Source organism: Amycolatopsis sp. NPDC024027 (genome assembly GCF_040638975.1).
In the GTDB taxonomy this organism is placed as follows: domain Bacteria; phylum Actinomycetota; class Actinomycetes; order Mycobacteriales; family Pseudonocardiaceae; genus Amycolatopsis.
Genome location: NZ_JBEZYY010000003.1, coordinates 138,880 through 161,349, shown reverse-complemented (window position 1 = coordinate 161,349; position 22,470 = coordinate 138,880). Strand labels below are relative to the sequence as shown.

26 protein-coding genes and 2 pseudogenes are annotated in these 22,470 nt (G+C 71.5%); 12 read left to right on the top strand and 16 right to left on the bottom strand.

Going from position 1 to position 22,470, the window contains the following annotated elements:
- Nucleotides 1-26: 26 nt before the first annotated feature.
- Together AB0F52_RS09990 and AB0F52_RS09985 are read left to right on the top strand one after the other, a co-directional pair.
- The gene (locus tag AB0F52_RS09990) at nucleotides 27-941 is read left to right on the top strand and encodes an NADP-dependent oxidoreductase (RefSeq protein WP_360167168.1); all 915 of its coding nucleotides are present in this window, start codon (nucleotides 27-29) and stop codon (nucleotides 939-941) included.
- Between the two features lie 42 nt (nucleotides 942-983).
- Nucleotides 984-1,271: pseudogene (locus AB0F52_RS09985) on the top strand (hypothetical protein); the annotation flags it as partial.
- A gap of 100 nt (nucleotides 1,272-1,371) precedes the next feature.
- Here AB0F52_RS09985 and AB0F52_RS09980 read toward each other — a convergent pair.
- From AB0F52_RS09980 to AB0F52_RS09965, 4 genes are read right to left on the bottom strand one after another with little or no spacing between them, the layout of a single operon-like run.
- Nucleotides 1,372-2,310, bottom strand: coding sequence for an ABC transporter substrate-binding protein (locus tag AB0F52_RS09980; RefSeq protein ID WP_360167166.1), 939 nt, complete (start codon nucleotides 2,308-2,310; stop codon nucleotides 1,372-1,374).
- An 8-nt stretch (nucleotides 2,311-2,318) separates the two neighbouring features.
- Nucleotides 2,319-3,086: an amino acid ABC transporter ATP-binding protein gene (locus AB0F52_RS09975; protein WP_360167163.1), complete on the bottom strand. Its 768-nt coding sequence runs from the start codon at nucleotides 3,084-3,086 to the stop codon at nucleotides 2,319-2,321.
- Nucleotides 3,083-4,006 carry an amino acid ABC transporter permease gene (locus AB0F52_RS09970; RefSeq protein WP_360167160.1) on the bottom strand — a complete coding sequence of 308 codons (924 nt, stop codon included), beginning with the start codon at nucleotides 4,004-4,006 and terminating at the stop codon, nucleotides 3,083-3,085. Before AB0F52_RS09970 ends, AB0F52_RS09975 begins: the two co-directional genes overlap by 4 nt.
- Nucleotides 4,003-4,488, bottom strand: a complete 486-nt coding sequence (locus AB0F52_RS09965; RefSeq protein ID WP_360167157.1) for a GNAT family N-acetyltransferase — start codon at nucleotides 4,486-4,488, stop codon at nucleotides 4,003-4,005. Before AB0F52_RS09965 ends, AB0F52_RS09970 begins: the two co-directional genes overlap by 4 nt.
- Before the next feature lie 739 nt (nucleotides 4,489-5,227).
- Between AB0F52_RS09965 and AB0F52_RS09960 the strand changes: the two genes are divergently transcribed.
- Together AB0F52_RS09960 and AB0F52_RS09955 are read left to right on the top strand one after the other, a co-directional pair.
- Nucleotides 5,228-6,433, top strand: a complete 1,206-nt coding sequence (locus AB0F52_RS09960) for an LLM class flavin-dependent oxidoreductase (RefSeq protein ID WP_360167154.1) — start codon at nucleotides 5,228-5,230, stop codon at nucleotides 6,431-6,433.
- An 11-nt stretch (nucleotides 6,434-6,444) separates the two neighbouring features.
- Entirely contained in the window at nucleotides 6,445-7,782 is a 1,338-nt protein-coding gene (locus AB0F52_RS09955) for an NtaA/DmoA family FMN-dependent monooxygenase (protein WP_360167151.1), read from the top strand.
- A 4-nt stretch (nucleotides 7,783-7,786) separates the two neighbouring features.
- Here AB0F52_RS09955 and AB0F52_RS09950 read toward each other — a convergent pair whose 3' ends face one another.
- The gene (locus tag AB0F52_RS09950) at nucleotides 7,787-8,131 is read right to left on the bottom strand and encodes a hypothetical protein (RefSeq protein WP_360167148.1); all 345 of its coding nucleotides are present in this window, start codon (nucleotides 8,129-8,131) and stop codon (nucleotides 7,787-7,789) included.
- Between the two features lie 152 nt (nucleotides 8,132-8,283).
- On the opposite strand from AB0F52_RS09950, the gene AB0F52_RS09945 reads away from it, so the two are divergent.
- The gene (locus AB0F52_RS09945) at nucleotides 8,284-8,769 is read left to right on the top strand and encodes a winged helix-turn-helix domain-containing protein (protein WP_360167145.1); all 486 of its coding nucleotides are present in this window, start codon (nucleotides 8,284-8,286) and stop codon (nucleotides 8,767-8,769) included.
- Between the two features lie 363 nt (nucleotides 8,770-9,132).
- Nucleotides 9,133-9,432, top strand: a complete 300-nt coding sequence (locus AB0F52_RS09940) for a hypothetical protein (protein WP_360167142.1) — start codon at nucleotides 9,133-9,135, stop codon at nucleotides 9,430-9,432.
- A gap of 257 nt (nucleotides 9,433-9,689) precedes the next feature.
- Here the strand turns inward: AB0F52_RS09940 and AB0F52_RS09935 are convergent, their stop codons facing one another.
- Entirely contained in the window at nucleotides 9,690-10,538 is an 849-nt protein-coding gene (locus AB0F52_RS09935; protein WP_360167139.1) for a LysR family transcriptional regulator, read from the bottom strand.
- 90 nt (nucleotides 10,539-10,628) lie between these two features.
- On the opposite strand from AB0F52_RS09935, the gene AB0F52_RS09930 reads away from it, so the two are divergent.
- The gene (locus AB0F52_RS09930; protein WP_360167136.1) at nucleotides 10,629-11,468 is read left to right on the top strand and encodes a TIGR03620 family F420-dependent LLM class oxidoreductase; all 840 of its coding nucleotides are present in this window, start codon (nucleotides 10,629-10,631) and stop codon (nucleotides 11,466-11,468) included.
- Here the strand turns inward: AB0F52_RS09930 and AB0F52_RS09925 are convergent, their stop codons facing one another.
- A complete protein-coding gene (locus AB0F52_RS09925) occupies nucleotides 11,469-11,702 on the bottom strand; it encodes a hypothetical protein (protein ID WP_360168320.1) in 234 nt (77 codons plus the stop codon).
- Here AB0F52_RS09925 and AB0F52_RS09920 point away from each other — a divergent pair.
- From AB0F52_RS09920 to AB0F52_RS09910, 3 genes and pseudogenes are all read left to right on the top strand, one after another.
- Nucleotides 11,673-11,744, top strand: a pseudogene (locus tag AB0F52_RS09920) (hypothetical protein); the annotation flags it as partial. The gene AB0F52_RS09925 and the pseudogene AB0F52_RS09920 overlap by 30 nt on opposite strands.
- Nucleotides 11,745-11,803: 59 nt before the next feature.
- On the top strand, nucleotides 11,804-12,037 hold the full coding sequence (locus AB0F52_RS09915) for a hypothetical protein (RefSeq protein ID WP_360168317.1): 234 nt from the start codon (nucleotides 11,804-11,806) through the stop codon (nucleotides 12,035-12,037).
- Nucleotides 12,034-14,262 carry a molybdopterin-dependent oxidoreductase gene (locus tag AB0F52_RS09910; RefSeq protein WP_360167133.1) on the top strand — a complete coding sequence of 743 codons (2,229 nt, stop codon included), beginning with the start codon at nucleotides 12,034-12,036 and terminating at the stop codon, nucleotides 14,260-14,262. The genes AB0F52_RS09915 and AB0F52_RS09910 overlap by 4 nt, the downstream gene beginning before the upstream one ends.
- A 250-nt stretch (nucleotides 14,263-14,512) precedes the next feature.
- On the opposite strand, the gene AB0F52_RS09905 is transcribed toward AB0F52_RS09910, so the two are convergent.
- Nucleotides 14,513-15,136: a TetR/AcrR family transcriptional regulator C-terminal domain-containing protein gene (locus AB0F52_RS09905; protein ID WP_360167130.1), complete on the bottom strand. Its 624-nt coding sequence runs from the start codon at nucleotides 15,134-15,136 to the stop codon at nucleotides 14,513-14,515.
- 28 nt (nucleotides 15,137-15,164) lie between these two features.
- On the opposite strand from AB0F52_RS09905, the gene AB0F52_RS09900 reads away from it, so the two are divergent.
- Nucleotides 15,165-15,788 (top strand): nitroreductase family protein, encoded by a 624-nt coding sequence (locus tag AB0F52_RS09900; protein WP_360167127.1) that lies wholly within the window; start codon nucleotides 15,165-15,167, stop codon nucleotides 15,786-15,788.
- Between the two features lie 4 nt (nucleotides 15,789-15,792).
- Here AB0F52_RS09900 and AB0F52_RS09895 read toward each other — a convergent pair whose 3' ends face one another.
- The 8 genes from AB0F52_RS09895 to AB0F52_RS09860 all read right to left on the bottom strand — a co-directional run bounded on the left by AB0F52_RS09895 (nucleotide 15,793) and on the right by AB0F52_RS09860 (nucleotide 21,623).
- Complete coding sequence (locus AB0F52_RS09895; protein WP_360167124.1) at nucleotides 15,793-15,975, bottom strand: hypothetical protein; 183 nt, start codon at nucleotides 15,973-15,975, stop codon at nucleotides 15,793-15,795.
- On the bottom strand, nucleotides 15,972-17,216 hold the full coding sequence (locus AB0F52_RS09890; protein WP_360167121.1) for a sulfite oxidase: 1,245 nt from the start codon (nucleotides 17,214-17,216) through the stop codon (nucleotides 15,972-15,974). Before AB0F52_RS09890 ends, AB0F52_RS09895 begins: the two co-directional genes overlap by 4 nt.
- Before the next feature lie 147 nt (nucleotides 17,217-17,363).
- Nucleotides 17,364-17,945 (bottom strand): hypothetical protein, encoded by a 582-nt coding sequence (locus AB0F52_RS09885; RefSeq protein ID WP_360167118.1) that lies wholly within the window; start codon nucleotides 17,943-17,945, stop codon nucleotides 17,364-17,366.
- Entirely contained in the window at nucleotides 17,932-18,270 is a 339-nt protein-coding gene (locus AB0F52_RS09880; RefSeq protein ID WP_360167115.1) for a hypothetical protein, read from the bottom strand. Before AB0F52_RS09880 ends, AB0F52_RS09885 begins: the two co-directional genes overlap by 14 nt.
- Before the next feature lie 52 nt (nucleotides 18,271-18,322).
- Complete coding sequence (locus AB0F52_RS09875) at nucleotides 18,323-18,817, bottom strand: SRPBCC family protein (protein WP_360167112.1); 495 nt, start codon at nucleotides 18,815-18,817, stop codon at nucleotides 18,323-18,325.
- A 76-nt stretch (nucleotides 18,818-18,893) separates the two neighbouring features.
- Nucleotides 18,894-20,132 (bottom strand): DUF6596 domain-containing protein, encoded by a 1,239-nt coding sequence (locus AB0F52_RS09870; protein WP_360167109.1) that lies wholly within the window; start codon nucleotides 20,130-20,132, stop codon nucleotides 18,894-18,896.
- Nucleotides 20,129-20,503 (bottom strand): YciI family protein, encoded by a 375-nt coding sequence (locus tag AB0F52_RS09865; protein WP_360167106.1) that lies wholly within the window; start codon nucleotides 20,501-20,503, stop codon nucleotides 20,129-20,131. The genes AB0F52_RS09870 and AB0F52_RS09865 overlap by 4 nt, the downstream gene beginning before the upstream one ends.
- A 271-nt stretch (nucleotides 20,504-20,774) precedes the next feature.
- Nucleotides 20,775-21,623 (bottom strand): LysR family transcriptional regulator, encoded by an 849-nt coding sequence (locus AB0F52_RS09860; protein ID WP_360167103.1) that lies wholly within the window; start codon nucleotides 21,621-21,623, stop codon nucleotides 20,775-20,777.
- A 99-nt stretch (nucleotides 21,624-21,722) separates the two neighbouring features.
- On the opposite strand from AB0F52_RS09860, the gene AB0F52_RS09855 reads away from it, so the two are divergent.
- Nucleotides 21,723-22,454: an SDR family oxidoreductase gene (locus tag AB0F52_RS09855; RefSeq protein WP_360167100.1), complete on the top strand. Its 732-nt coding sequence runs from the start codon at nucleotides 21,723-21,725 to the stop codon at nucleotides 22,452-22,454.
- Nucleotides 22,455-22,470 lie beyond the last annotated feature (16 nt).

The following is a 22,470-nucleotide window of genomic DNA, read 5'->3' as shown; positions in this document are numbered from 1 at the left end:
GCAACGCCTGAGAGGAGACGATCACCATGAAAGCAGCGCAGTTCCAGCAGTACGGCGGCCCCGAGGTCCTGCGGATCGTGGACCTGCCCGACCCGCATCCGGGCCCCGGCCAGGTCCGGATCGAGGTCCGGGCGGCCGGGATCAGCGCCAGCGACGCGAAGATCCGCCGCGGCGAACTCGGCTTCGGCGCCACTCTCCCCCAGACCACCGGCGCCGACGTCGCGGGTGTCGTCGACGAAATCGGCGACGGCGTCACCGACGTCGCCGTCGGCGATCGGATCTTCGGCATCTCCGACGACCAAGCGGCCGCCGCCGAGTACGCACTGCTGACCTACCGGGCACCCATCCCTGTGTCACTCGGGTTCGTCGACGCCGCCGGCATCCCGGTCGCCCTCGAAACCGCCACCCGCGGCCTCGACCAACTGCACGTGACCACCGGAACCACCCTGTTCGTCAACGGCGCCTCCGGCGGGATCGGCACCGCGACCGTCCAGCTCGCCCTCGCCCGCGGCGCGCGGGTGATCGGCTCCGCCAATGCCCGCAACAGCGGCTTCCTGAGCATGCTGGGCGCGGAACCGGTCACCTATGGCGACGGGATGACCGACCGCGTCCGCGCCCTGGCCCCGGACGGCGTCGACGTCGCGCTCGACGTGGCCGGCAACGGAATCCTGCCCGAGCTCATCGAACTCGCCGGCGGCGAGGCGAAGAACGTGATCACCCTCGCCGACTTCGCCGGCGCCGGACAGCACGGCGTCCACTTCAGCAACGGCTTCGCCGACGGCAATGCCTTCCACGCCCTCGCCACCATCGGCGAGCTGATCGAAGCCGGTCAGTTCTGGCTGCCGGTCGAACGGACCTTCCCGCTCGCCGACATCGCCGACGCCCACCGCGCCAGCGAAACCGGCCACGTCCGCGGCCGGCTGGTCCTCATCGTCCGCTGAACAGGAAAGCGAAGCCAGTGAGCAGCAACGAACCGGGGGCACCGACCTCGTGGCCCTCGTCACGGGTTCGACGAGCGGGATCGGGCGGGCACCGCCTTCGCCCTCAACGTGAAAGCGCCCTACCTCCTGACCGGAGCGTTCGCTCCCGCCATGGCCGAACGCGGCCGCGGCGCGATCGTCAACGTCGGCAGCCTCGGGAACGAGCACATCCGCGACAGGTTCGGCGGCCACCTCGCCACCCTCCCGGCCGGCCGCGGCGCCCAGCCCGAAGAAGTCGCCGAAGCCATCCGGTTCCTGGTTTCCGCTCGGGCGTCCTCCGGCGCCTGCTGATCTCGCCGGAAACGGTCGAGAAGCACGTCTCCAGCCTGATGACCAAGACGAAGCTTCCCGACCGTGCGGCCCTGTTCGACTACGCAGCCGCTGAGCCGGTTCACTTCCGCGGCAGCCCCCGCGGATTGATCTCCGAGGCCGGCAGCGCCTCCGAGGTGAGGTTCCAGCGCTTGAGGACCTCCGCGTACTGTCCGTTCTTGATCACGGTGTCCAGCGCCTGCTGCAGGGCCTTGACCAGGCCGTCGTCCTTCTTCGTCATCGCCGCGATGTCCGCCGGGATCGCGCCGCCGCCGGAGACCGTGCCGACGATCTTGGTCTTCCCGTCGACGGCGACGTGGTAGGCCGAGGTCGGGTTCGGGCCGACGTAGGCGTCGATGCGGCCGGACTGCAGCGCCAGGTAGTAGTCGGAGGTCGCCTGGTAGTACTGGAACTTCACCGGCGCCAGGCCCCCGGCCTTGTTCTGCTGGTCCCAGCGCAGCAGGATCTGCTCCTGGTTCGTCCCGGCGCCCACGCCCACGGTGAGCCCGGCGATGTCCTTCGGCCCCTGCACCGCGATGGCCCTCTCGCTCTTGACCTCGAACGCGATGGTGTCCTTGCGGTAGGTCGCGAAGTCGTACTTGTCCTTGCGCTCCTCGGTCACCGTGATGTTCGAAAACCCGGCGTCGAACTGCCGGTTCTCCACCGACAGGAACAGGTTCTCCCACGACGACGCCTGCAGGTCGAGCTGGAGCCCGAGGACGTCGGCGACCAGCTGCGCGAGGTCGGGCTCGACGCCGATGACCGTCTTGTCGTCGTCGGCGCGGAAGGACAGCGGCGGGGTGCCGTTGCCGGTGGTCCCGACGACCAGCGTGCCGCGGTTCCGGATGTCGGCCGGGATGAGCGCGGCGATCGCGGCGACCTTCTGCGCCCGGACGCGGTTCTGGTTCGCGGTGATGTTGACGCCGCCGGACTGGCCGGCTGCCGGCGCGGTCGCCGCTTCGGGGCTGCCGCAGGCGGCGAGCACGAACAACGAAGCGAGCAGTAGGGTTCTCAGTCGCATGACTCTCCTCAAAGGACTTTTTCGACGAAGGCCCGGGTCCGGGCGTGACGAGGGTTGTCGAGAACGTCGGCAGGCGAGCCCTGTTCGACCACGCGGCCTTCGTCGAGGAACACGACGGTGTCGGCGACTTCGCGCGCGAAGCCCAGTTCGTGAGTGACGACGACCATCGTCGTGCCGGTCCTCGCCAGGTCACGGATGACCGCGAGGACCTCACCCACCAGCTCGGGATCGAGCGCCGAGGTGGGTTCGTCGAAGAGGAGGACGTCCGGTTCGAGGGCCAGCGCCCGGGCGATCGCCACCCGCTGCTGCTGGCCGCCGGACAGCCGCCGCGGATATTCCGCCGCCTTGTCTTCGAGGCCGACCCGGCCCAGCAACTCGCGGGCCTTCGCCCCGGCTTCGGCGCGGGGACGGCGTTGCGCGGAAATCGGCGCCTCGACGACGTTCTCCAGCACGGTCAGGTGACCGAACAGGTTGAAATTCTGGAACACGAAACCGATCCGGGTGCGCTGCTTGAGAATCTCACGTTCCTTGAGCTCGTGCAGCCGGTTCCCGGAGCGCCGGTAGCCCATCAGCTCACCGCCGACGCTGATGAAGCCGCGGTCGGCGCGCTCGAGGTGGTTGATCAGCCGCAGCAGCGTCGACTTCCCGGAGCCGGACGGTCCCAGCAGGACGGTCACTTCCCCTTGACGCACCTGAAGATCCACGCCGTCCAGCACGGTCAGCGTTCCGAAGCTCTTGTGGACGCCCCGGACGTCCACCATGAAATCCGCGGTCACGCCCGCCTCCAAGCCGTTCGCAGGCGCTGCAGCGGCGTCGGGGGCAGCGTGCGCTGGGCGCCCCGGCCGAAGTGGCGCTCGACGTAGTACTGCGCGATCGACAGGACGGTGGTCAGCGCGAGGTACCACGCCGTGGCCACCAGCAGCAACGGGATCACCCGGCCGCTGCGCGTGTAGATCACCTGGACCTGGTAGAACAGCTCCGGCAGGGCCATCACGTACACCTGCGACGTCGCCTTCAGCAAGCCGACGATCTCGTTGGCCGCGGTCGGGACGATCGTGCGCATCGCCTGCGGCAGCACGATCCGCCGGAACTGCCGCCCGGCCGGGATCCCCAGCGCCGCGGCCGCCTCACGCTGCCCCGCGTCCACCGACAGGAACCCGGCGCGCACGATCTCCGCGGCATAGGCGCCCTGGTGCAAAGCAAGCCCGAGACCAGCGGCGAAGAACGGCGGGATCAGGCTCATCGTCCCCACCGAGACGAACGACGGCCCGAACGGGACACCGAAGGAAATCTCGTTGTACAGGATCGCGAGGTTGTACCAGAACAGCAGCTGCAGGATGAGCGGGATCGACCGGAAGATCCACGTGTAGGTCCAGCTGACCGCCCGCAGCAGCGGGTTTCGGGAAATGCGCATCAACGCCAGCACGGTACCGAGGAGGAACCCGGCCACGACGCCGAACAAAGTCAGCTCCAGCGTCAGCGCGACCGCTTCCAAGATCGATCTCTGGAAGACGAACCGCGTGAACGTCGGCCAGTCGAACGCCTTGTTGGTCACCAGCGCATGACCGGCCATCGCGACGAGAACCGCTACGGCAGCGGCCGCGATCCAGGTCAGCGGGTGTCGCGCGGGAACGATCTTCAGCGCCTCCTCCGGCACTGCGGCGGGCGCGGGGCGCGTCCCGAGGTCGCTGGTCATCTGGCCCCCACCGCGGCGGGAAGCGCCTTCGAAAACGACAACCGCGTCCGCGGGACGGCATCGACGTCGAAGTGCGGCGTGTAGCCGGTGGCCAGGTAGAGCCCCCGTGCCTCGGGCTGGTTCGGGCCGGTGGTGAGGAAGATCCGGGTGTACCCACGGCGGCCGGCTTCGGCTTCCAGCTCGGCGACGACGCGGCGGGCGAGGCCGAGGCCGCGGTGCGCGCGATGGGTCCAGATGCGCTTGAGTTCAGCGGTTTCTTCGTCACAGCGCTGGAAGGCTCCGCCCGCGACCGCGATGCCTTCGGTCAGGAGCAGCACCAATCCGCCGTGCGGCGGAGCGAACCGCTCTGGTGGGTACTCACGGAGTTCGAAGTGGACGTCGTCGAGCACGCGGTGGTAGCGCGACGAATACTCGCGGGCCAGGTCGGCGAGCAATGGCCGGACCCGCGGATCAGACTGGGCGACCCAGACGGATTCGGGCATGGGAATACCTGCTCCGGAAAGGAAAGGGAAGGGAAGAAAGCGTGGGCGCTTTCCGCTGACACTGACGAACCTTAGGAAGCGGGCCGAGCCCGGTCAACGAGCCGACCACGGATTCCAGATCCTGGACGAAGCGCCCGGCGGCGTGGTCCAGATCCTGAACCTGCGTGCGTCCGGGCTGGGCAACCGATAGCTGTGAAGGCATGACTTCTCGCACCCCGCACTGTTCGCCTTCGCCACGTTCGCCACCTTCGACGACTCGCCGCTGCCCTCCGCGGCGGTCTCCGGCTCGACGCTGTCAGCCGGGCCGCCTTCGTCGCGACGCTGACCGACCGGCTCGGACTGGCCGCGACCTCGAACGTGACCACGGCCGAGCCGATGGCGGGAGCTGGCCGAGGCGAAGAAGCTGTCCATTCACCAACTGGTCGTCGAGGTCCAACCGCGTCAGCACGGCTTCGTCGGCACGCCGGGGCAGGTCGCCGGCGAGTGGGCGCGCTACGTCCGCACCGCGCGGTGGACGGGTTCACCATCAGCCCGCACCCAGCACCTGGGCTGCCTTGGCGCAGCTTCCGCCGGGCTTCACGGCGTGGGCCGCCGCATCCTTCATCGTTCCCGACGGCGACGTCCGCCAGCCGCGGTTTATTCCCGGCGATCTCCGATCGTCCCAGCAATTGGCCGGTGACGCCTGAAGCGCGGAATCCGGCGCACACTGCGCATGGGCCGAGAAGAAGGGAACGCCGGGATGACCGCAGGAACGGGACCACGGATCGCTGTCGCGCTGGACGGGGCGGGCTGGCACCCCGCCGCGTGGCGCGAACCCGGGGCACGACCCCGCGAGCTGCTCACCGCCGGCTACTGGGCCGACCTGGTTCGAGAGGCCGAGGCCGGCAAGCTGGACTTCGTCACCATCGAAGACTCCCTGGCCCTGCAGACGGTGTCCTACCTCGACCGGCCGGGCGAGCGGACCGACCTCGTCCAGGGCCGCCTCGACGCCGTGCTGATCGCCGCCCGCGTCGCGCCGCTGACCTCGCACATCGGGCTGGTGCCGACCGCGGTGGTCACCCACACCGAGCCGTTCCACCTGTCGAAGGCGATCGCCACGCTCGACTACGTCAGCACCGGCCGGGCCGGTGTGCGCGTGCAGGTCGCCGGGCGGCCCGACGACAACCGGCACTTCGGCCGCCGCGAATTCGGGGAGTTCCGGCTCGAGGACGCCGCCGAGCCGGACAAGGCCAGCCCCCTGGCCGACCTGTTCGACGAGGCCGCGGACTACGTCGAGGTGCTGCGCCGGCTGTGGGACAGCTGGGAGGACGGCGCCGAGATCCGCGACGTCGCGACCGGCCGGTTCGTCGACCGCGAGAAGCTGCACTACATCGACTTCAGCGGGCGGTGGTTCTCCGTCAAGGGCCCGTCGATCACGCCACGCCCACCGCAGGGCCAGCCGCCGGTCACCTCGCTGGCCCACGCCGCCATCCCCTACCGGCTCGCCGCCCGCTCCGCCGACGTCGTCTACGTGACGCCGTTCGACCGCGAGCAGGCCGCGTCGATCGTCGCCGCGGTACGCGACGAGCAGGACCGGGCCGGACGCGCCGGCGAGACGCTGCACGTCTTCGGCGACGTCGTCGTGTTCCTCGACGAAACCGGGCAGGCCGCCGCCGACCGCAAGGCGCGGCTCGATGACCGGTTCGGCGCGGAGTACACGTCCGACGCCCACGTCTTCACCGGTACCCCGGCCGGGCTGGCCGACCTGCTGCTCGACTGGCAGCGCGCCGGGCTCTCGGGCTTCCGGCTGCGGCCGGGCGCGCTGCCGCACGACCTGACCGCCATCACCCGCCGCCTGGTCCCCGCGCTGAGGTCCCGCGGAGCCTTCCGCACCGAATACGAGGCGAGCACCTTGCGCGGGCTGCTCGGCCTCCCCCGGCCCGCCAACCGCTACGCCGCCGTCTGAGGAGACCCGAAATGCCCCGGAAGCAGATCCACCTCGCGGCGCACTTCCCCGGCGTCAACAACACGACCGTGTGGAGCGACCCCGAAGCCGGCAGCCACATCGAATTCAGCTCGTTCGTCAAGCTCGCCCAGACCGCCGAACGCGCGAAGTTCGACTTCTTCTTCCTCGCCGAAGGCCTGCGGCTGCGCGAGCAGAACGGGCAGATCTACGACCTCGACGTCGTCGGCCGCCCGGACACCTTCACCGTGCTGTCCGCCCTCGCCGCGGTCACCGAACGGCTCGGGCTGGCCGGCACGATCAACTCGACCTTCAACGAGCCGTTCGAGGTCGCCCGCCAGTTCGCCTCGCTCGACCACCTCTCCGCCGGGCGCGCCGCGTGGAACGTCGTCACGTCGTGGGACGCCTTCACCGGCGAGAACTTCCGCCGCGGCGGATTCCTCCCCCAGGACCAGCGCTACTCACGCGCCGAGACGTTCCTGCGCACCGCGTGGGAGCTGTTCGACTCCTGGCGCGGCGACGAGATCGCCGCCGACGCCGGCAGCGGCGTGTTCCTGCGTGACCCCGAGGCGGGCGCCTTCGCCCACCACGACGCGCACTTCGACATCGAAGGCCGGTTCCAGGTGCCGCGCAGCCCCCAGGGTCGCCCGGTGATCATCCAGGCCGGCGACTCCGACGAGGGCCGCGAGTTCGCCGCGGCCACCGCCGACGCGATCTTCAGCCGTTACGGCACCCTCGAGGCCGGCCAGGCGTTCTACTCCGACGTCAAAGGCCGCCTGGCGAAGTACGGCCGGATCCCGGAGCAGCTGGTGATCCTGCCCGCGGCGACGTTCGTGCTCGGCGACACCGACGCCGACGCCCACGAGCGCGCCCACGTCGTGCGCCGGCAGCAGGTCAGCGCGCAGACCGCGATCAAGTTCCTCGAGCAGGTCTGGAACACCGACCTGTCCGGCCACGACCCCGACGGCCCGCTGCCCGCGACCGACCCGGTGGTCGACGGGTCCACGATCGCGCCCGGCCGCGCCAGCGTCCGCATGTACCGCGACCCCGTGGCCACCGCCCGCGAATGGCGGCAGCTCGCCGAGGCGAAGAACCTGTCCACCCGCGACCTGATCATCGAGGTCACCGGCAGGCAGACGTTCATCGGCTCGCCGGCCACGGTGGCGGCGGCGATCGACGACCTGGTCCAGGCCGACGCGAGCGACGGCTTCATCCTCGTCCCGCACGTCACCCCCGGCGGGCTCGACGAGTTCGCCGACACCGTCGTGCCCCTGCTGCAGGAACGCGGGTCGTTCCGCACCGAGTACACCGGCACGACCTTGCGTGACCACCTCGGCCTGGACAGCTGCTGACCCCTCAGCGGCCGCTCGCCGCGTCCACCGCGGTGCGTCCGTGCACGGCCGGGCGCCCGCCGTACGGGTCGCCGTCCGTCCACAGTGTCGTGGGCGCGGCCTTGCCCACCACGGGCACGACCTCCGAGGCGAACCGTTCCAGCATGTCCAGCCGCTGCTCGTGCGGGATCATGGTGGGCAGGCTGAACGACTGCGGGTCGTGCCCGAAGGCTTCGTGCCACCACAGGATCTTCTGGGCGAGCGCGTCCCACTGGTCACCGTTCCCGATGCCGAACATCGGCAGCCGGCGCAGACGCCGCTGCTCGAGAAGTGACCCGCGCTCGTCGGTCCGGACCCGGCGACCGGTCACCGGGATTCGTGAGGTGGGGCAGGATATCCACTCATCACGCGGCTCCTTCGTGCAACACCGTCATCGTGCCGGCGGCGAGCCGGGTGCCGTCAAGTCGTTCCACCCGCCGGGCATCCTTCACGCCGCGGCAGTCACGGCCCACAATCGCACTCATGACGACCCAGCCCGGACAACGCGCGAATTCCGAGGTGTTCCACATGGACATCCGGATCGACCTCACCGGCCGAGCCGCCGACGCGGCTCTCATCGCCACTCGGCTGACCACCGCGCTCGACGGACTGGCGAGCGTCGACGTCACCACCGCCCGCCCTCGGCGCGCCGCCCACCTCACCCTGGTCTCGGATCCGCTCCTGCGCATCGAAACCGAGTCCCGGCGCGCGGTCCTGCTGGGCAGCCCGCTCACGCTGACCCGGCTGGAATTCGATCTGCTGCGTTTCCTGCGTGCGCACCCGGACCGGGTCTTCACCCGCGCCGCGTTGAAATCCGCGCTCTGGCCGCGGCAGCACGGCGGCGACCGGACGGTCGACGTCCACGTCCGCAAGCTCCGGGCCAAGCTCGAGCCGCACCTGGATCCGATCACCACGGTCCGCGGCGTGGGGTACCGCTTCGAGGGATCAGCACCGGTAGTCCTGCTTTGAGAGGCTTTCGGGGTTCCGGGTGGCGGAGCCCCCGGCCCGCTCCGGGCTGGGCCGCCAACGGCCTGCTCATCCCGCCGAAACCCGATTTCAGCAGCCTTGCGGGATCGCCCCGCATCGGCCTGACCTTCGGGCTGCTGCAGCAACCCGGCGCCGAATCCCCCGACTACGCCGAGCAGGTCGACGACATCCTCGCCCTCCTCCGCGGAACCTACCGCTCCGCCGAGGGACTGGAAGCCCACGCCGTGCCCGGCGAAGGCGCGCGGCCGCAGGTCTGGATCCTCGGCAGCAGCGGCGGGCAGAGCGCGTCCGTGGCCGGCCGCAACTCGCTGCGGTTCGCCGCCAACTACCACGTCAGCCCGTCCAGTGTGCTCGAAGCCGTCGAGGCGTACCGGCAGGCGTTCCGTCCGTCGGACGAACTGTCTCGGCCCTACATCGCGGTGTCGGCGGACATCGTCGTCGCCGAAATGGAGCGACGAGGACCGCACCCTGGTTGCCGACCGCATCGACACCCAGTTCGTCGGCTCGCCCGCCACGGTCGCCGCCCGGCTGCGGCAGCTGCACGAGGCGACCGGCGCGGACGAACTCGTCATCACGACCCTCACCCACGCGCACGTCGACCGCGTGCGGTCCTACGAACTGCTCGCCGAACACTGGAACCGCTGAGCTCAGCGCCGCCTTCGGCGGCTGAATCCTCAGGCGATGGCGATGCGGTGGCCACTCCCCCAGCGCCCAGCTGCCCAAGTCGCGTCCCCGTGCGGCCGGCCGGATGCCGTAGCCGATGTGGCCGGCCCGCCGGACGACCTCACCGGTTCCGTGCCGCAAGGCGATCCCGCCGGGCACCAGACCGTCCTCGGCGATCCACCGGTCCGTGCAGCTCGCGTCGCAGGCGCCCGGCGGGGCCGATCAGGCAGGCCCGGGCGTCAGTCACCGAAAGCCGCCCGGTGGGCCGTGGCGCAACGGGACGGGAGATCGGCCGGGACGACGACGCTGCCGGTGATCGTCGTGCGGGGGTCGAGCGGGATCGCGCGCACCCGGGTCGAGCGGAGCTCCGCGACCTGGTCGGCGGGCAGCACCGTCCAGCTGCGCGGGTCGGAGCCGACCTCGACGATCGTGTCTCCGGCCGTGGCCGCCCGGTGCCCCGGCTGAACCGGGCCGCCGGCCTCCCGCAGCGCGGTGACCACGGACGGGTCGTGGTCCTGGGAAGTCCGGAAGGGACCGTCGGCCAGTTCGGCCACGCCGACGGCCGCGCGACCGGCGGCGGCGTGCTTCGCGGACACGACCGCGAACAGCGACTCGGTCCACGTCGGCAGCACCCGCAGCCCGGGCGCCACCCGCACGCCCCGCGCGAGCGCCAGGTCGAGCTCACCCTGTCGCAGGGCGTTCAGGCGCGCGGGCAGCGGCAGGTCGACGAGCACCACGTCGAAGGCGGGCGCCTGCTCGCGCAACGCGTCGATCCCGCGTTCCAGGCGGGCGGTGAACTGGCCCGTTCCGGTGCCGATGCGCATCACACCCGCCCGCGGGCTCGCCGCGACCCGGACCCGGTCGACGGCCGCCAGCGCCTCGCGCGCCGCCTCGAGCACCCGGTACCCGGCCGCGGTCAACTGGACCCGCCGCGGTGAGCGGTCGAACAGCCGGACCCCCAGCTCGCGTTCCAGCTGGGCGATCTGCCTGCTGACCGCGGGCTGGGCGATGTGCAGCCGGTCGGCGGCCCGGCCGAAGTGGAGCTCGTCGGCGACCGTGACGAAGTACCGCAATGCCCGTAGTTCCATCGGTCCTCCCTGCGACGATGCCGTCAGGTTATCGCTGCGCGTGCACCCTGATCCTGGTTCGCGGCGCGCCGTCGTGCTGAAGTCGGGGGCATGAGAATCGATCTCGGCCTGCTCGGCGCCCACCTGCGCGAGCACGAAGTCACCCCGGAGAGCGCGGCCGAAGTCGAGCGAGCCGGCTACGGCACGCTCTGGCTGGACGCCTCACCGCCGGCCGACCTCACCCTCGTCGAGCAGCTGCTCGACGCGACCACCCGGTTGGTGGTCGGCACGAGCGTGGTGAACGTCTGGACCGCCGACGCGGACACCGTCGCCGCCTCCTACCACCGGATCGAAACCAAGCACCCCGGCCGGTTCCTGCTCGGCGTCGGCATCGGGCACCGCGAAGTCCACACCGAGTACGCCTCGCCGTACGACACACTGGTGTCCTATTTGGACCGGCTCGCCGCCGGGGGCGTTCCGGCCGACCGGACGGTGGTGGCCGCGCTCGGGCCGAGGATGCTGCGCCTGGCCCGCGACCGCACGGCGGGAACCATCCCGTGCATGGTTCCCGTCGAACACACCTTGCGGGCGCGCTCGATCCTCGGTGCGGGCAAGCTGCTGCTTCCCGGCCATTTCGCCCTCACCGAGCCCGACGCCGACCGGGCGCGCGCGATCGCCCGGTCCGCGCCACCCGGAACGGCGCTGGCCGTCACCAACTACGCGAACAACCTCCGGCGGCTCGGGTACACCGACGACGACGTCGCCCACGCGGGGAGCGACCGACTCATCGACGCGCTCGTCGCCCACGGCGACCCGGCCACCGTCGCCACCACGCTGCTGGCCCACCAGGACGCCGGCGCCGACCAGGTCGGCGTCTACCCCCTCGGCGACGACCCGATCGCCACCCTCCTCTCGGTCGCCGATGCGGTGCACGCCGTCACAGCCGGGTGATCAGAATTCGCCGTGTCGCTGCCGGTTGCCGAGCAGCTCGGCCAGGTAGCGCTGACTTCCCTGGGCGAGACGCGTGACGAGGCCGTCGCGCTGCACGTCATCACCGGCGGCGGCGACGCCGACCAGGCCCGCGACGGCGACTTCACCGACGCGATCCGGGTCGGCGCGAAGCACGCCGACGTCTACGCCTTCTGGGGCGATCCCCTGGCCGGCATCGCCGAGCGCATCGACCAAGTTCGCGCCGCCGCCGGCCGGGACCTCGCGTTCGGCGTCAGCTTGCGGCCGATCCCGGCGGCGACCGAAGCCGAGGCCTGGGAGCCGCGGCGACCGGGGACGTGGTCGACGAGCGCTTGTGGACGGCGGTGGCGAAGACGACCGGCGCCGCCGGGAACTCGACCGCGCTGGTCGGCAGCTCCGAGCAGGTCGCGGACTCGCTGCTCGGCTACGTCCGGCTCGGCGTCGGCACCCTGCTGATCCGCGGGTGCTCGCCGCTGGCCGACGCCCGCGACTACGGAACCCTCGTCCGGCCGGTCCGGGAGCGCGCCGGCGCGGTTACCGTCGGCGCATGAAACCGAGCACGTCCCACTGGGGCGCCTTCTCCGCCGAGGTCGACGCCGAAGGCCGGTTGCGGGTCGAGCCGCACCCGGCCGACCCGGCGCCGTCACCCCTGCTCGGCAACCTGGCGGCCGCGCTGGGCCACCCGAGCCGGGTGGCCCGGCCGGCGGTCCGCCGCAGCTGGCTCGAGCGGGGGCCCGGTCCGGACGACCGTCGCGGCCGCGACGAGTTCGTCGAGGTGCCCTGGGACGACGTCCTCGACCGGCTGGCCGCCGAGCTGGACCGGGTCCGGACCGAACACGGCAACCAGGCCATCTTCGGTGGCTCCTACGGCTGGGCGAGCGCCGGGCGGTTCCACCACGCCCAAAGCCAGCTGCACCGGTTCCTCAACACGATCGGCGGCTTCACGGCCTCGCGGAACACCTACAGCAACGGGACGTCGTCGGTGCTGCTGCCGCACGTCGTCGGCGACACGCACGCCGTGCTGCGCCAGGCGTCGACCTGGCCGACGATCGCCGCGCACACCGAACTGATCGTCGCCTTCGGCGGTGTGCCGGAGAAGAACGTCTTCGTCACGCCCGGCGGGGTGACGGTCCACGGGACGTCCGGGCACCTCACGCGGCTGCGAGCCCGCATCGCGCTCATCAGCCCGCTGCGCGACGACATTCCGTCCACAGTGGACGCACGCTGGTATCCGATCCGGCCCGCCACCGACACCGCGCTCATGCTCGCGCTCGCCCACACCCTCGTCGTGGAAGGCCGGCACGACAGGGAGTTCCTCGACCGCTACTGCGTCGGCTATCCCGAATTCGAGCGGTACCTCATCGACACCGGGACGGACGCGGAGTGGGCGGCCGGGATCACCGGCATCCCGGCCACCGACATCGTCACGCTCGCCCGCGAGATGGCCGCGCACCGGACGCTGATCACCGTCACGTGGTCGTTGCAGCGCACCGAACACGGGGAACAGCCGGTGTGGGCGGGCATCGCGCTGGCGGCGATGCTGGGCCAGATCGGCCTGCCGGGCGGCGGGTTCGGGCACGGCTACGGCTCGATGGGCGACGTCGGCGACACCGGTCCCGAGATCCGGATCCCGTCCCTGCCCCAAGGCGTCAACCCGGTCGAGGAGTTCATCCCGGTCGCCCGGATCGCCGACCTGCTGCTGCACCCGGGCGAGACCTACGACTACGACGGCGAAGTCCGCCGCTACCCCGGCACCCGGCTCGTCTACTGGGCCGGCGGCAACCCGTTCCACCACCACCAGGACCTCAACCGCCTGCGCCGGGCGTTCACCCGCCCGGACACCGTCGTCGTCCACGAACCGCACTGGACCGCCACGGCGCGGCACGCCGACATCGTCCTCCCCGCCACGACGGCGCTGGAACGCGAGGACCTCGGCTCCGGCCGCCGGGACACCCACCTGATCGCGATGCACCGGATCGGCGAGCCCGCGGGCGAAGCACGCGACGACTACGCGATCTTCGCGGCTTTGGCGGCCCGGCTGGGTGTTTCCGACGCGTTCACCGAAGGCCGCACGGCCCGGCAGTGGCTGGAACACCTCTACGGCGGCTGGCGTGCGACTCCCTCGTTCGCGGAGTTCTGGGCCGACGGCGAGCTGCGGCTCCCGCCCGGCCGCGAACACCACACGCTGTTCGCGGACTTCCGCGCCGACCCGGACACCCACCCGCTGAAAACACCCAGCGGCCGCATCGAAATCACCTCGGCGACCGTCGCGGGCTTCGGCTACCCGGACTGTCCTGGCCACCCGGTCTGGCTGCCCCCGACCGAAGCCGGGCCGTTGTGGCTGATCGCGAACCAGCCGCACACCCGCCTGCACAGCCAGCTCGACGCCGGCGACGTCAGCCAAGCAGGCAAAGTGGCCGGGCGCGAGAGGATCCGCCTCAATCCGGCCGACGCGGCAGCCCGCGGCATCACGACCGGCGACGTCGTCCGGGTGTTCAACACCCGCGGCGCCTGCCTCGCGGGCGCGGTCCTCGACGACGCCCTCCGCCCCGGCGTGGTCCAGCTGCCGACCGGCGCGTGGTTCGACCCGGTCGACGACCACCCCACCGGCCCGCTGTGCGCGCACGGCAACCCGAACGTCCTGACCGCCGACATCCCGTCGTCGCGGCTGTCACAGGGCTGCGCCGGCCAGCACGCGGCCGTCGACGTCGAACGCTTCCCCGAGCCCGCCCCACCCGTACAGGCCCTGCATCCGCCGCTTCGGAAAGGACGCTGATGATCGACCTCCGGGCCCCGGCTGGGCCTCAGCGTCCTCGCCGAAGGTCAGGACGACGCCTGCCTCCGGCTCTCGGCCCGCCACGACGACCGCTTCCGGGACGTCGGGTGGGAGCCCGGGCCGACCGCAGCGTCTTCATCAGCGGGGCGAGTGCCTGGCTGGAAATCCACCGCCTGCGAACGGCCGAGACCCGCCGCTGGTCTTCCACGGCAGCCGCTTCCGCAGGCTCGCGGCCGTCCGAGTCCAGGTCTCAGACCGGGCGCAGCCCGCCGATCAGCAGGTCGAGCTGGTATTCGAAGTCCTGGACGCAGTCCCCCGTCTCCAACGCGGGCAGAACGCGGTACAAGCTCGGCAGCTCCTCCGCCGTGGCCATCCGGCGGAAGTACGCCACCACGGGCTCGGCCCGGACCGCCGGGGTGCCGGTCGCGGCGGTGCCCGTGAGCACCGAGCCGAACAGCATCCCCAGCAACGACCGGTAAGCGCGTGCCGCGGCCTGTTCGTCCAGGCCCGCGTCGAGCAGAGCGCCGAGGAGCGCGTCGATCACCCGCAACGCTCGGGCCGAGCGCGGGTTCGCGTCCTGCGCCGCCAGCGCCCGCACGACGACCGGGTGCCGCGTGAAGCTCGCGTGCAGCCCTTCGGCCAGCTGCCGGAGCCGCCCGTCCCACGGCAACGCGGGATCCGGCAGGGGCACCTCTTCGAAAACCCGGGCGGTGAGCCCGTCCAGCAGATCGCCCTTGTTCTCGACGTGGTTGTAGAGCGACATCGCCTCGACGCCGGCCGCCGCCGCGACCTTGCGCATCGACAACCCTGCCAAGCCCTGCTCGTCGGCCAGCCGCAACGCCGTGTCGAGGACTTTTTCGCGAGTCAAAGACATGCTTACAGTGTACGCATACACTGTAAGTATGGACGCCGAAACCGTACTCACCACCACCCGATCCGTCCGCCGCAAACTCGACCTCGGCCGCGAAGTGCCCCAGCACGTGCTCGACGACTGCCTCCGCATCGCCCAGCAGGCACCCGCGGCGGGCAGCCTGGCCGCACAGTTCCGCTGGCTGCTCGTCCGCGACGCCGACACCAAAGCCAAGATCGCCGCCTGCAACCGCGAAACCGCCGAAGCGGCCTGGAAGAAGTACGGCCACCTCGTCGAGGAACGCGCGCTCGCCTCCGCCCAGCACCTCGTCCGCAACCTCGAACGCGTACCCGTCCTGGCCATCCCCTGCATGATCGGCCGCCCACCGGCCGACGCCTTCACGCAATCCGCCTACTTCGGCTCCGCCTACCCCGCCATCTGGAGCTTCCAGCTCGCCCTGCGCGCCCGCGGCCTCGGCAGCTCCATCTGCGGCTACCACCTCCAGAACCACGAACCCGAGGTGGCCAAGCTGCTCGGCATCCCGGACGACGTGATGCAGATCAGCCTGCTCGCCGTCGCCTACACGACACAGCGCGACTTCCGGCCCGCCGCACGCCCGGACATCGAGGACATCACCTACCTCGACACCTGGGACTCCCCGCTCCCCCGGCGCTGACCGCTCAGCCCGAAACGATCCTCCGGAAGGCTTCCCGCTCCTCCCGGGAAAGGGGCACCAGCGGGACGTCGGCCCCGGGCCGCGGTACCGGCACGGCCAGCCCCGGCTCGAACGGCGGCGCCGGCAGCACCAGGACCCAGCCGATGCCGGTCAACGCCCGGGCGAGCGCGCGAACGATCCCCTTCATCCGGCGACCGTGACCGGGTGCCGGACGACCGCGCCGAACAGGTAGCCCTGGGTGTTGTACGGCGCGACGTCCGGCTGGCTCGCGCCCGTGATGTCGGTGGCGCGCGCCCGCAGCGTGTACGCGCCCGCCTCGCGCGGGCGCCACGGGAACTCCCAGCGCAGCCAGCCTCGGTCGAAGGCGCGGCCGATCGGTCTCGCCGGCTGCCAGGTCGCGCCGTCCGTGCTCACCTCGACCCGCCGGATCCGGCCGTGCCCCGACCAGGAGCGGCCGCGCAGCACCTGCCGCTGCCCGGCCACCAGCGTCGCCCCCCAAGGGAGCTCGAACGCGCTCTTCACCACCTGCTCGGTGACGAGGGTGCCCTCGGCCGGGTAGCCCGGCCCCAGCAGCCGGTAGAACTGCGTGTTCCACGGCGACACCAGCGGCGTCGCCGACACTTCGATCCGGCCCAGCCACTTGATCGACGAGATCCCGGCCCAGGACGGCACCACCAGCCGCACCGGGAACCCGTGGTCGGCCGGCAGCGGCTGCCCGTTCATCTCGTAGGCCAGCAGAACGTCCTGCAGCGCCTTGCCCACCGGCAGCGGCCGCCGCACCTTGCCCAAGTTCACCCCGGCCGCCACGTAGTCCGCATCGAGACCCTCCGGCAGCACGTCCACGGCGTCGCGGGACAGCCCGGCCCGAGCGAGCACCGTCGCCAGCCGCACGCCGCGCCAGCGCGCGACCCCGACCGCCCCGAGCTTCCACGCCGTTCCACTGACCGTCTGCCCCTGCTGGCTGGTGAAGAAACTCCGCCCGTTGCCCGCACATTCGATGAACGCGGTGATCGTCTCGGACGGCAGTGCGCGCAAATCCCGATAGGTGAACTCGACCGGCCCACCGCGCAGCCCGGAGCCGAACAGCCGCAGCCGCCAGGTGGCGGCGTCCACGACCGGCGTCGACGTGTGGTCGCGGACGAAGAACCGGTCGACCGGGGTCAGGTACCCCTGGCCGCTCATCGCTTCCCAGCGCGTCTCGGCGTTGCTGCCGTAAACGTCGAACAGCTCCGGCGGCAGCGGCTTGACGATCGGGCCCGCGGCCGACGCCGTCCCCGGTGCCGTCCCGGCCGCGGCCAGCGCGAGACCACCGGCCGCCGTCAACCGCAACAGGTCGCGCCGGCTCAGCCCAGGCAAGCGCGCCTCCCCCGCCCGCCACTGCGCAACGCGCACCCGGTCGTAGGCGGTCTCGTCGTTCAACGCCGTCATACCGGCATTCTCAGGATCCCGTTCCGGGACGGCCAGCACGTCCACACAGCGGAACAAGAGCCGGCAACGGGCGGTCGACCGCCGGCGTGTTCTCGGACGAAAGCCCGCTGCAGCGGGTCGCACGGTGATACTCCGGCCAACCTCAGGTCAGGCGTAGCCGCGCTTGAGCATCATGCCCGCGGCCTTGTCGAACTCGGCGTCGGTCGGGATGGCGAAGCCCAGCGCGTTGGCGTAGCGGGTGACGATGTCGAACACGGCCGCGACCGCGGCCGCGTCTTCGAGTTGTCGCCGGGTGACCCCTGCGGCCAGTGCCGCTCGGACTTGCCCGCCCTCCAATTCGTCAGGGCGCAAGGTCATCGTTTCCAGGACCGCGAGCGTGGCGCGCAGGGGATCCGAGACGGGTGCCGTGTGGTAGTCGGCGAGGGCCGCGTCCGCCACCGCCTTGTCCATCCCGTGCACGGCGATGGCCCGGTGCGCCCCGACGCAAAAGGGACACGAGTTCCACTGGGCGACCATCGCGGCCATCAGTTCCCGCTCCGCCACGGACCACTCGCTCGGTCCGCGCATCGCGGTCTGCGTCCACGCGCCGAGGGCCGTGCCGACGAAGCCCTTGTGGTAGAAGGCAACCCGGGCCGCGTCCGGGAGACGCGCGCCCAGCGCCACGGAGATGACCCGGATCAGCAACTTGCTGCGGAGACCCTCGCCGCGTTCGACCTCAGGCAGGCGCATCGGTCGCCTCCTCGATGACCCGGACCGCGGTGTCCCAGCGAGCCAGGCCCGCCCCGATACAGGCGGACATGACGACCTCGAACGCTGCTTTGTCGCTGCCCGCCGCCTGCCGGACGGCGTCGACCTCGGCATCGGTCACCCGATAGGAGGCTTCACCGATCTGCCGGGCCAGGTCGTCGTACGGTTCGGCAACCGGCGGCCCGCCCGCCGCCCGGGCCGCCACCGCGGTCCGCAGCACCGCCTCGGTGACTCCGGTGTCGCCGCCCACCGCCGCGCGCAATGCTTCCGCTCGATCGCGGTGTGAGTCCGGGGTGCCTGTGCTCATGTGGCCTCTCCGCCTGTCGCCAGGATCAGGTCCGATGTGGACGGTATCCGCTTCAGGCCCCGGCGGCATCCCGTTGCGCCGCGGCGCGGAACCGCTCGAGGTACAGCGGCCAGCCCGAGCCGGAACCGAGGTTCGTGAAGCTCTCCCAGCCTCCGCCGTGCCGGTCGAGGTGCCGGTGTTCGAGGGCGACCCGGGTGCGGTCGGCGCCTTCGGCGGTGAACCGGATCTCCACCTCGCTGGTGTGGCCGGGGTCGGGCTCCAGCTGCCAGCGCGGGCTGATGTCCCAGCTGAGGACCAGCCGATTCGACGGCTCGTACGCGAGGACCCGCGCCCAGGTGCACCGGCTGCCGTCGGAGCCGACGTCGTACACGGTGCCGCCGGCCTTGGGCTCCAGCACGGTCCGCTCGATCGGGACCGCGAGCAGGTTGTGCTCGCGCGGCTTGACCTCGTCGAACCGCTCGGTGAACACGCGGAAGGCCTGCTCGACGGGAACATCGACGACGATGTCGGCCTGAACCGAGGTCGCGGCTTGGGAGGTGCTGCTCATGGGTGTGGTGTCCTTTCGGCGAGTCTTCGCTTGACTCCCCGGAGGACGAACGGCCGCCCGGCTTCTCGACAGCTCATCACTCCACTCTTTCCCGTTTTTCGAGCGCGTGGAGGCGGCCGGCGAGGTAACGCCGGTCGGCTGGGGTGGTGGCGAGGTCGTGAGCGCGCCGGTACGCCGCAACCGCCTCGTCCGCGCGGCCGAGGCGACGCAGGAGATCGGCGCGAGCGGCGTGCAGCAGGTGATAGCCCTCGAGACCCTCGATCCGGTCGAGCAAGGCCAGCCCCTCGGCCGGGGTGGTGGCCATGGCGACCGCCACGGCGTGGTTGAGGGCGACCACCGGCGACGGCGTCAACCCGAGCAGCTGCTCGTACACCGCGGCGATCGCGGCCCAGTTCGTGTCGCCGGCCTTTGGCGCCTGGGCGTGCAGGACCGCGATGGTCGCCTGCAGCACGTACGGTCCGGGCGCGGCGAAGCGCAGGGCCCGGTCCAGCAGGTGGACGGCTTCGGCGATCTCGGCGTGGTCCCAGCGGGACCGGTCCTGGTCACCGAGCAGGACCAGGTCCCCGGTCGGGGTGTAGCGGGCGGCCGAGCGCGAGTGATGGACCAGCAGCAGCGCGACCAGGGCGAGGGCTTCCGGTTCGTCGGGCATGAGGGTGGCGACGAGCTTCGCGAGGCGGATCGCCTCCTGCTGCAGCTCGCGGTACTCCGGCTGGTCGCCGCCGGCGGTGTAGCCACGGGTGAAGATCAGGTAGATCACCGCGAGGACGCCGGAGAGCCGCTCGGGCAGGAGCCGGTCGGCGGGGACTTCGAGGCTGATCCCGGCGTCGCGGATCTTGCGCTTGGCCCGCACGAGCCGCTGGGCCAGCGCCGGCTCGGCGACGAGGAAGGTCCGGGCGATCTGCCCGGCGGTCAGCCCGGCCACGGCCTGCAGCGTGAGGGCGACCCGCGCCTCCTCGGCCAGCGCCGGATGGCAGCAGGCGAAGATGAGGCTGAGCCGCTCGTCGCCGACGCTCAGCAGGCGATCTTCGTCGAAGTTCATGGTCACCGCCTCCGGCTGTTCGCCGAGCAGGGCGAGCTTGTCCCGGCCGCGGCGGGCACGCCGGAGCCGGTCGATCGCGGTGTTGCGGGCCGCGGTCAGCAGCCAGGCCACCGGGTCGTCGGGTGTCCGGTCCTCCCATTTGCGCAGGGCGAGCGCGCACGCGTCCTGCAGCGCATCCTCGGCGAGTTCGAAGTCGCCCAGCGCGCGGACCAGGGCGGCGAGCATCTTCGCGCGGTGCTCGCGGTAGGTCTCCCGCAGGACGGGTGCGGCCGTCATGCGCCCGTCGGCGTGCGGTGGTCGAGGTCCGGGACCGCGGCGATCGGCCGGACCTCGATCGTGCCGTCCGCGGCCATCGGGCAGAGCGCGGCCAGCTCGAGGGCTTCGTCGAGGTCGCGGCAGTCCAGGACGTAGGTGCCGCCGAGGTGCTCGTGCGTCTCGGGGAACGGGCCGTCGGTGATCAGCGTCTTGCCGTCGCGGACGCTGACGGTGGTGGCGGTGTGCTCGCCCATCAGCGGGTGGCCGGAGACGAACGCGCCCCGTCGCCGGCATTCCTCGGCGAAGGCGTTGACCCTGGCCAGCGCGTCGGGGAAGGCCGGGTCGCCGGGTTCCGGGCGGTCGCAGTTGTAGATCAGCAGCATGTACTGCACGTGTCCTCCAGCTCAGCGGCTCGGGTGCGTCGAAGAAGATGACGAACGGATCGACCGTAACTCGACAGCGGTAGGTCACCCGCGCCGATACCGAGGCCGCGATCGGTGATCATCCCGGTCGCTCACCGCACAACGTCCACACAGCGATCCGGTCACTGTTCCGCAACCTGAAGCGGAAACGGCGGACTTCGCCCGGCGGCTTCACCGCGCCGCTTCCAGCACCCGCCGCGTCCGGTGCCACCCGGAGCGCCCGCCTGCGGCACGGGCCGGGTCAGAGTCGCAGAGCTGTTCGCACGAGGTCCGCGACCGGCCGGGAACGGCTGTGCGGTGGCCAGGCGATCACCGTGGTGATCGTTGGTGCGTCCGCCACCGGTACGGCGACCACGTCGTCGCTCAGCTGGGAGCGGCAGGATTCGGGCGCCACCATCAAGCTCCGGCCGAGAGAGATCAGCTGCAGGAGCTGGGTGTGGTTCCGGACCTCGGGGCCGGGACCGGCAGGGTAGCTGCCGTCGGGCCGTGGCCAGCGAGGTAGGGGCAGGTCCGGTATGTCGGCCAGGTCATTGAGTGTCAGGTCCTCGCGGGTGGACAGGACATGCCCGGCCGGGAGGATCGCGACCTGTCCTTCGGTGCGGAGCTCCTCGATGTCGAAGTGTGCCGTGTCGTCGTGCGGCTGGTGCAGTATCGCCACATCCGCGCGGCCGGTGCGCAGCAGCCGTGTCTGCTCTCCCGGGCCGCAGAGAGTCACGTCGATGCGGATCGACCCGGGTTCGGCGGCATAGGCGTCGAGCAGTTTCGCCAGCAGCTCACTGGAGGCACCGGCTTTGGTGGCCAAGACGATGCTGGGATGGTCGGCGGCGGCGTGGGCCGCGCGCCGAGTGCGATGCTCGGTGGCCTCGACTGCGTCCAAGGCCACCCGTGCTTCGCGGAGCATGACCTCGCCGGCCTCGGTCAGCGTCACCGAGCGGCTGGTCCGCTGCAACAGCGCTGCGCCCAGGCGGCGTTCGAGTTGGCTGATCGCGCGTGACAGCGGTGGCTGCGCCATGCCCAGGCGCTGTGCTGCCCGGCCGAAATGCAACTCCTCGGCGACGGCGACGAAGTACCGCAGCTCTCGGGTTTCCACGTGGCCAAGGGTACTCACCGACGATTCATACCGCTGCGGTATCGCCGCTGACCCGGACGGTCTTGGACCTGCCGACTCGCCGGTCGCATGATCGATCGCATGAGTGAAGCGAAGATCGCCCTGGTCACCGGGGCGAACAAGGGCATCGGGTACGAGATCGCGGCCGGTCTGGGAGCGCTGGGCCACCGCGTGGGTGTCGGTGCCCGCGACGAGAAGCGGCGGGACGACGCGGTGGCTCGGCTGCGTGCCGGCGGGGTCGACGCCTTCGGCGTCCCACTGGACGTCACCGACGACGACAGTGTCTCCGCAGCCGCGGAGCTGATCACCCACCACGGCGGCCGTCTGGACGCGCTGGTCAACAACGCGGGCATCACCGGCGGCCACCCACAGCAGCCGAGCAACGTCGATCCGGCCGTGATCCGCACGGTCGTGGAGACCAACGTCATCGGCGTCGTCCGGGTCACCAACGCGATGCTGCCGCTGCTGCGCCGCTCGCCGTCGCCGCGGATCGTGAACATGTCCAGCAGCGTCGGGTCCCTGACCCGCCAGTCCGGCCCCGGCCGCGAGACCACCACCGGCCCGGTCGCGGTCGCCTACGCACCGTCGAAGACGTTCCTGAACGCGGTCACCCTGCAGTACGTGAAGGAACTGGCGGGCACGAACATCCTCATCAACTGCGCGTGCCCGGGCTTCGTCGCCACCGACCTCAACGGATTCCGCGGCATCCGCACCCCGCAGCAGGGCGCGGCGACCGCGATCCGCCTGGCCACCCTGCCCGACGGCGGCCCCACGGGCGGGTTCTTCGAGGACGCAGGCGTCGTCTCCTGGTAGGCCACGCGCCCCGTCA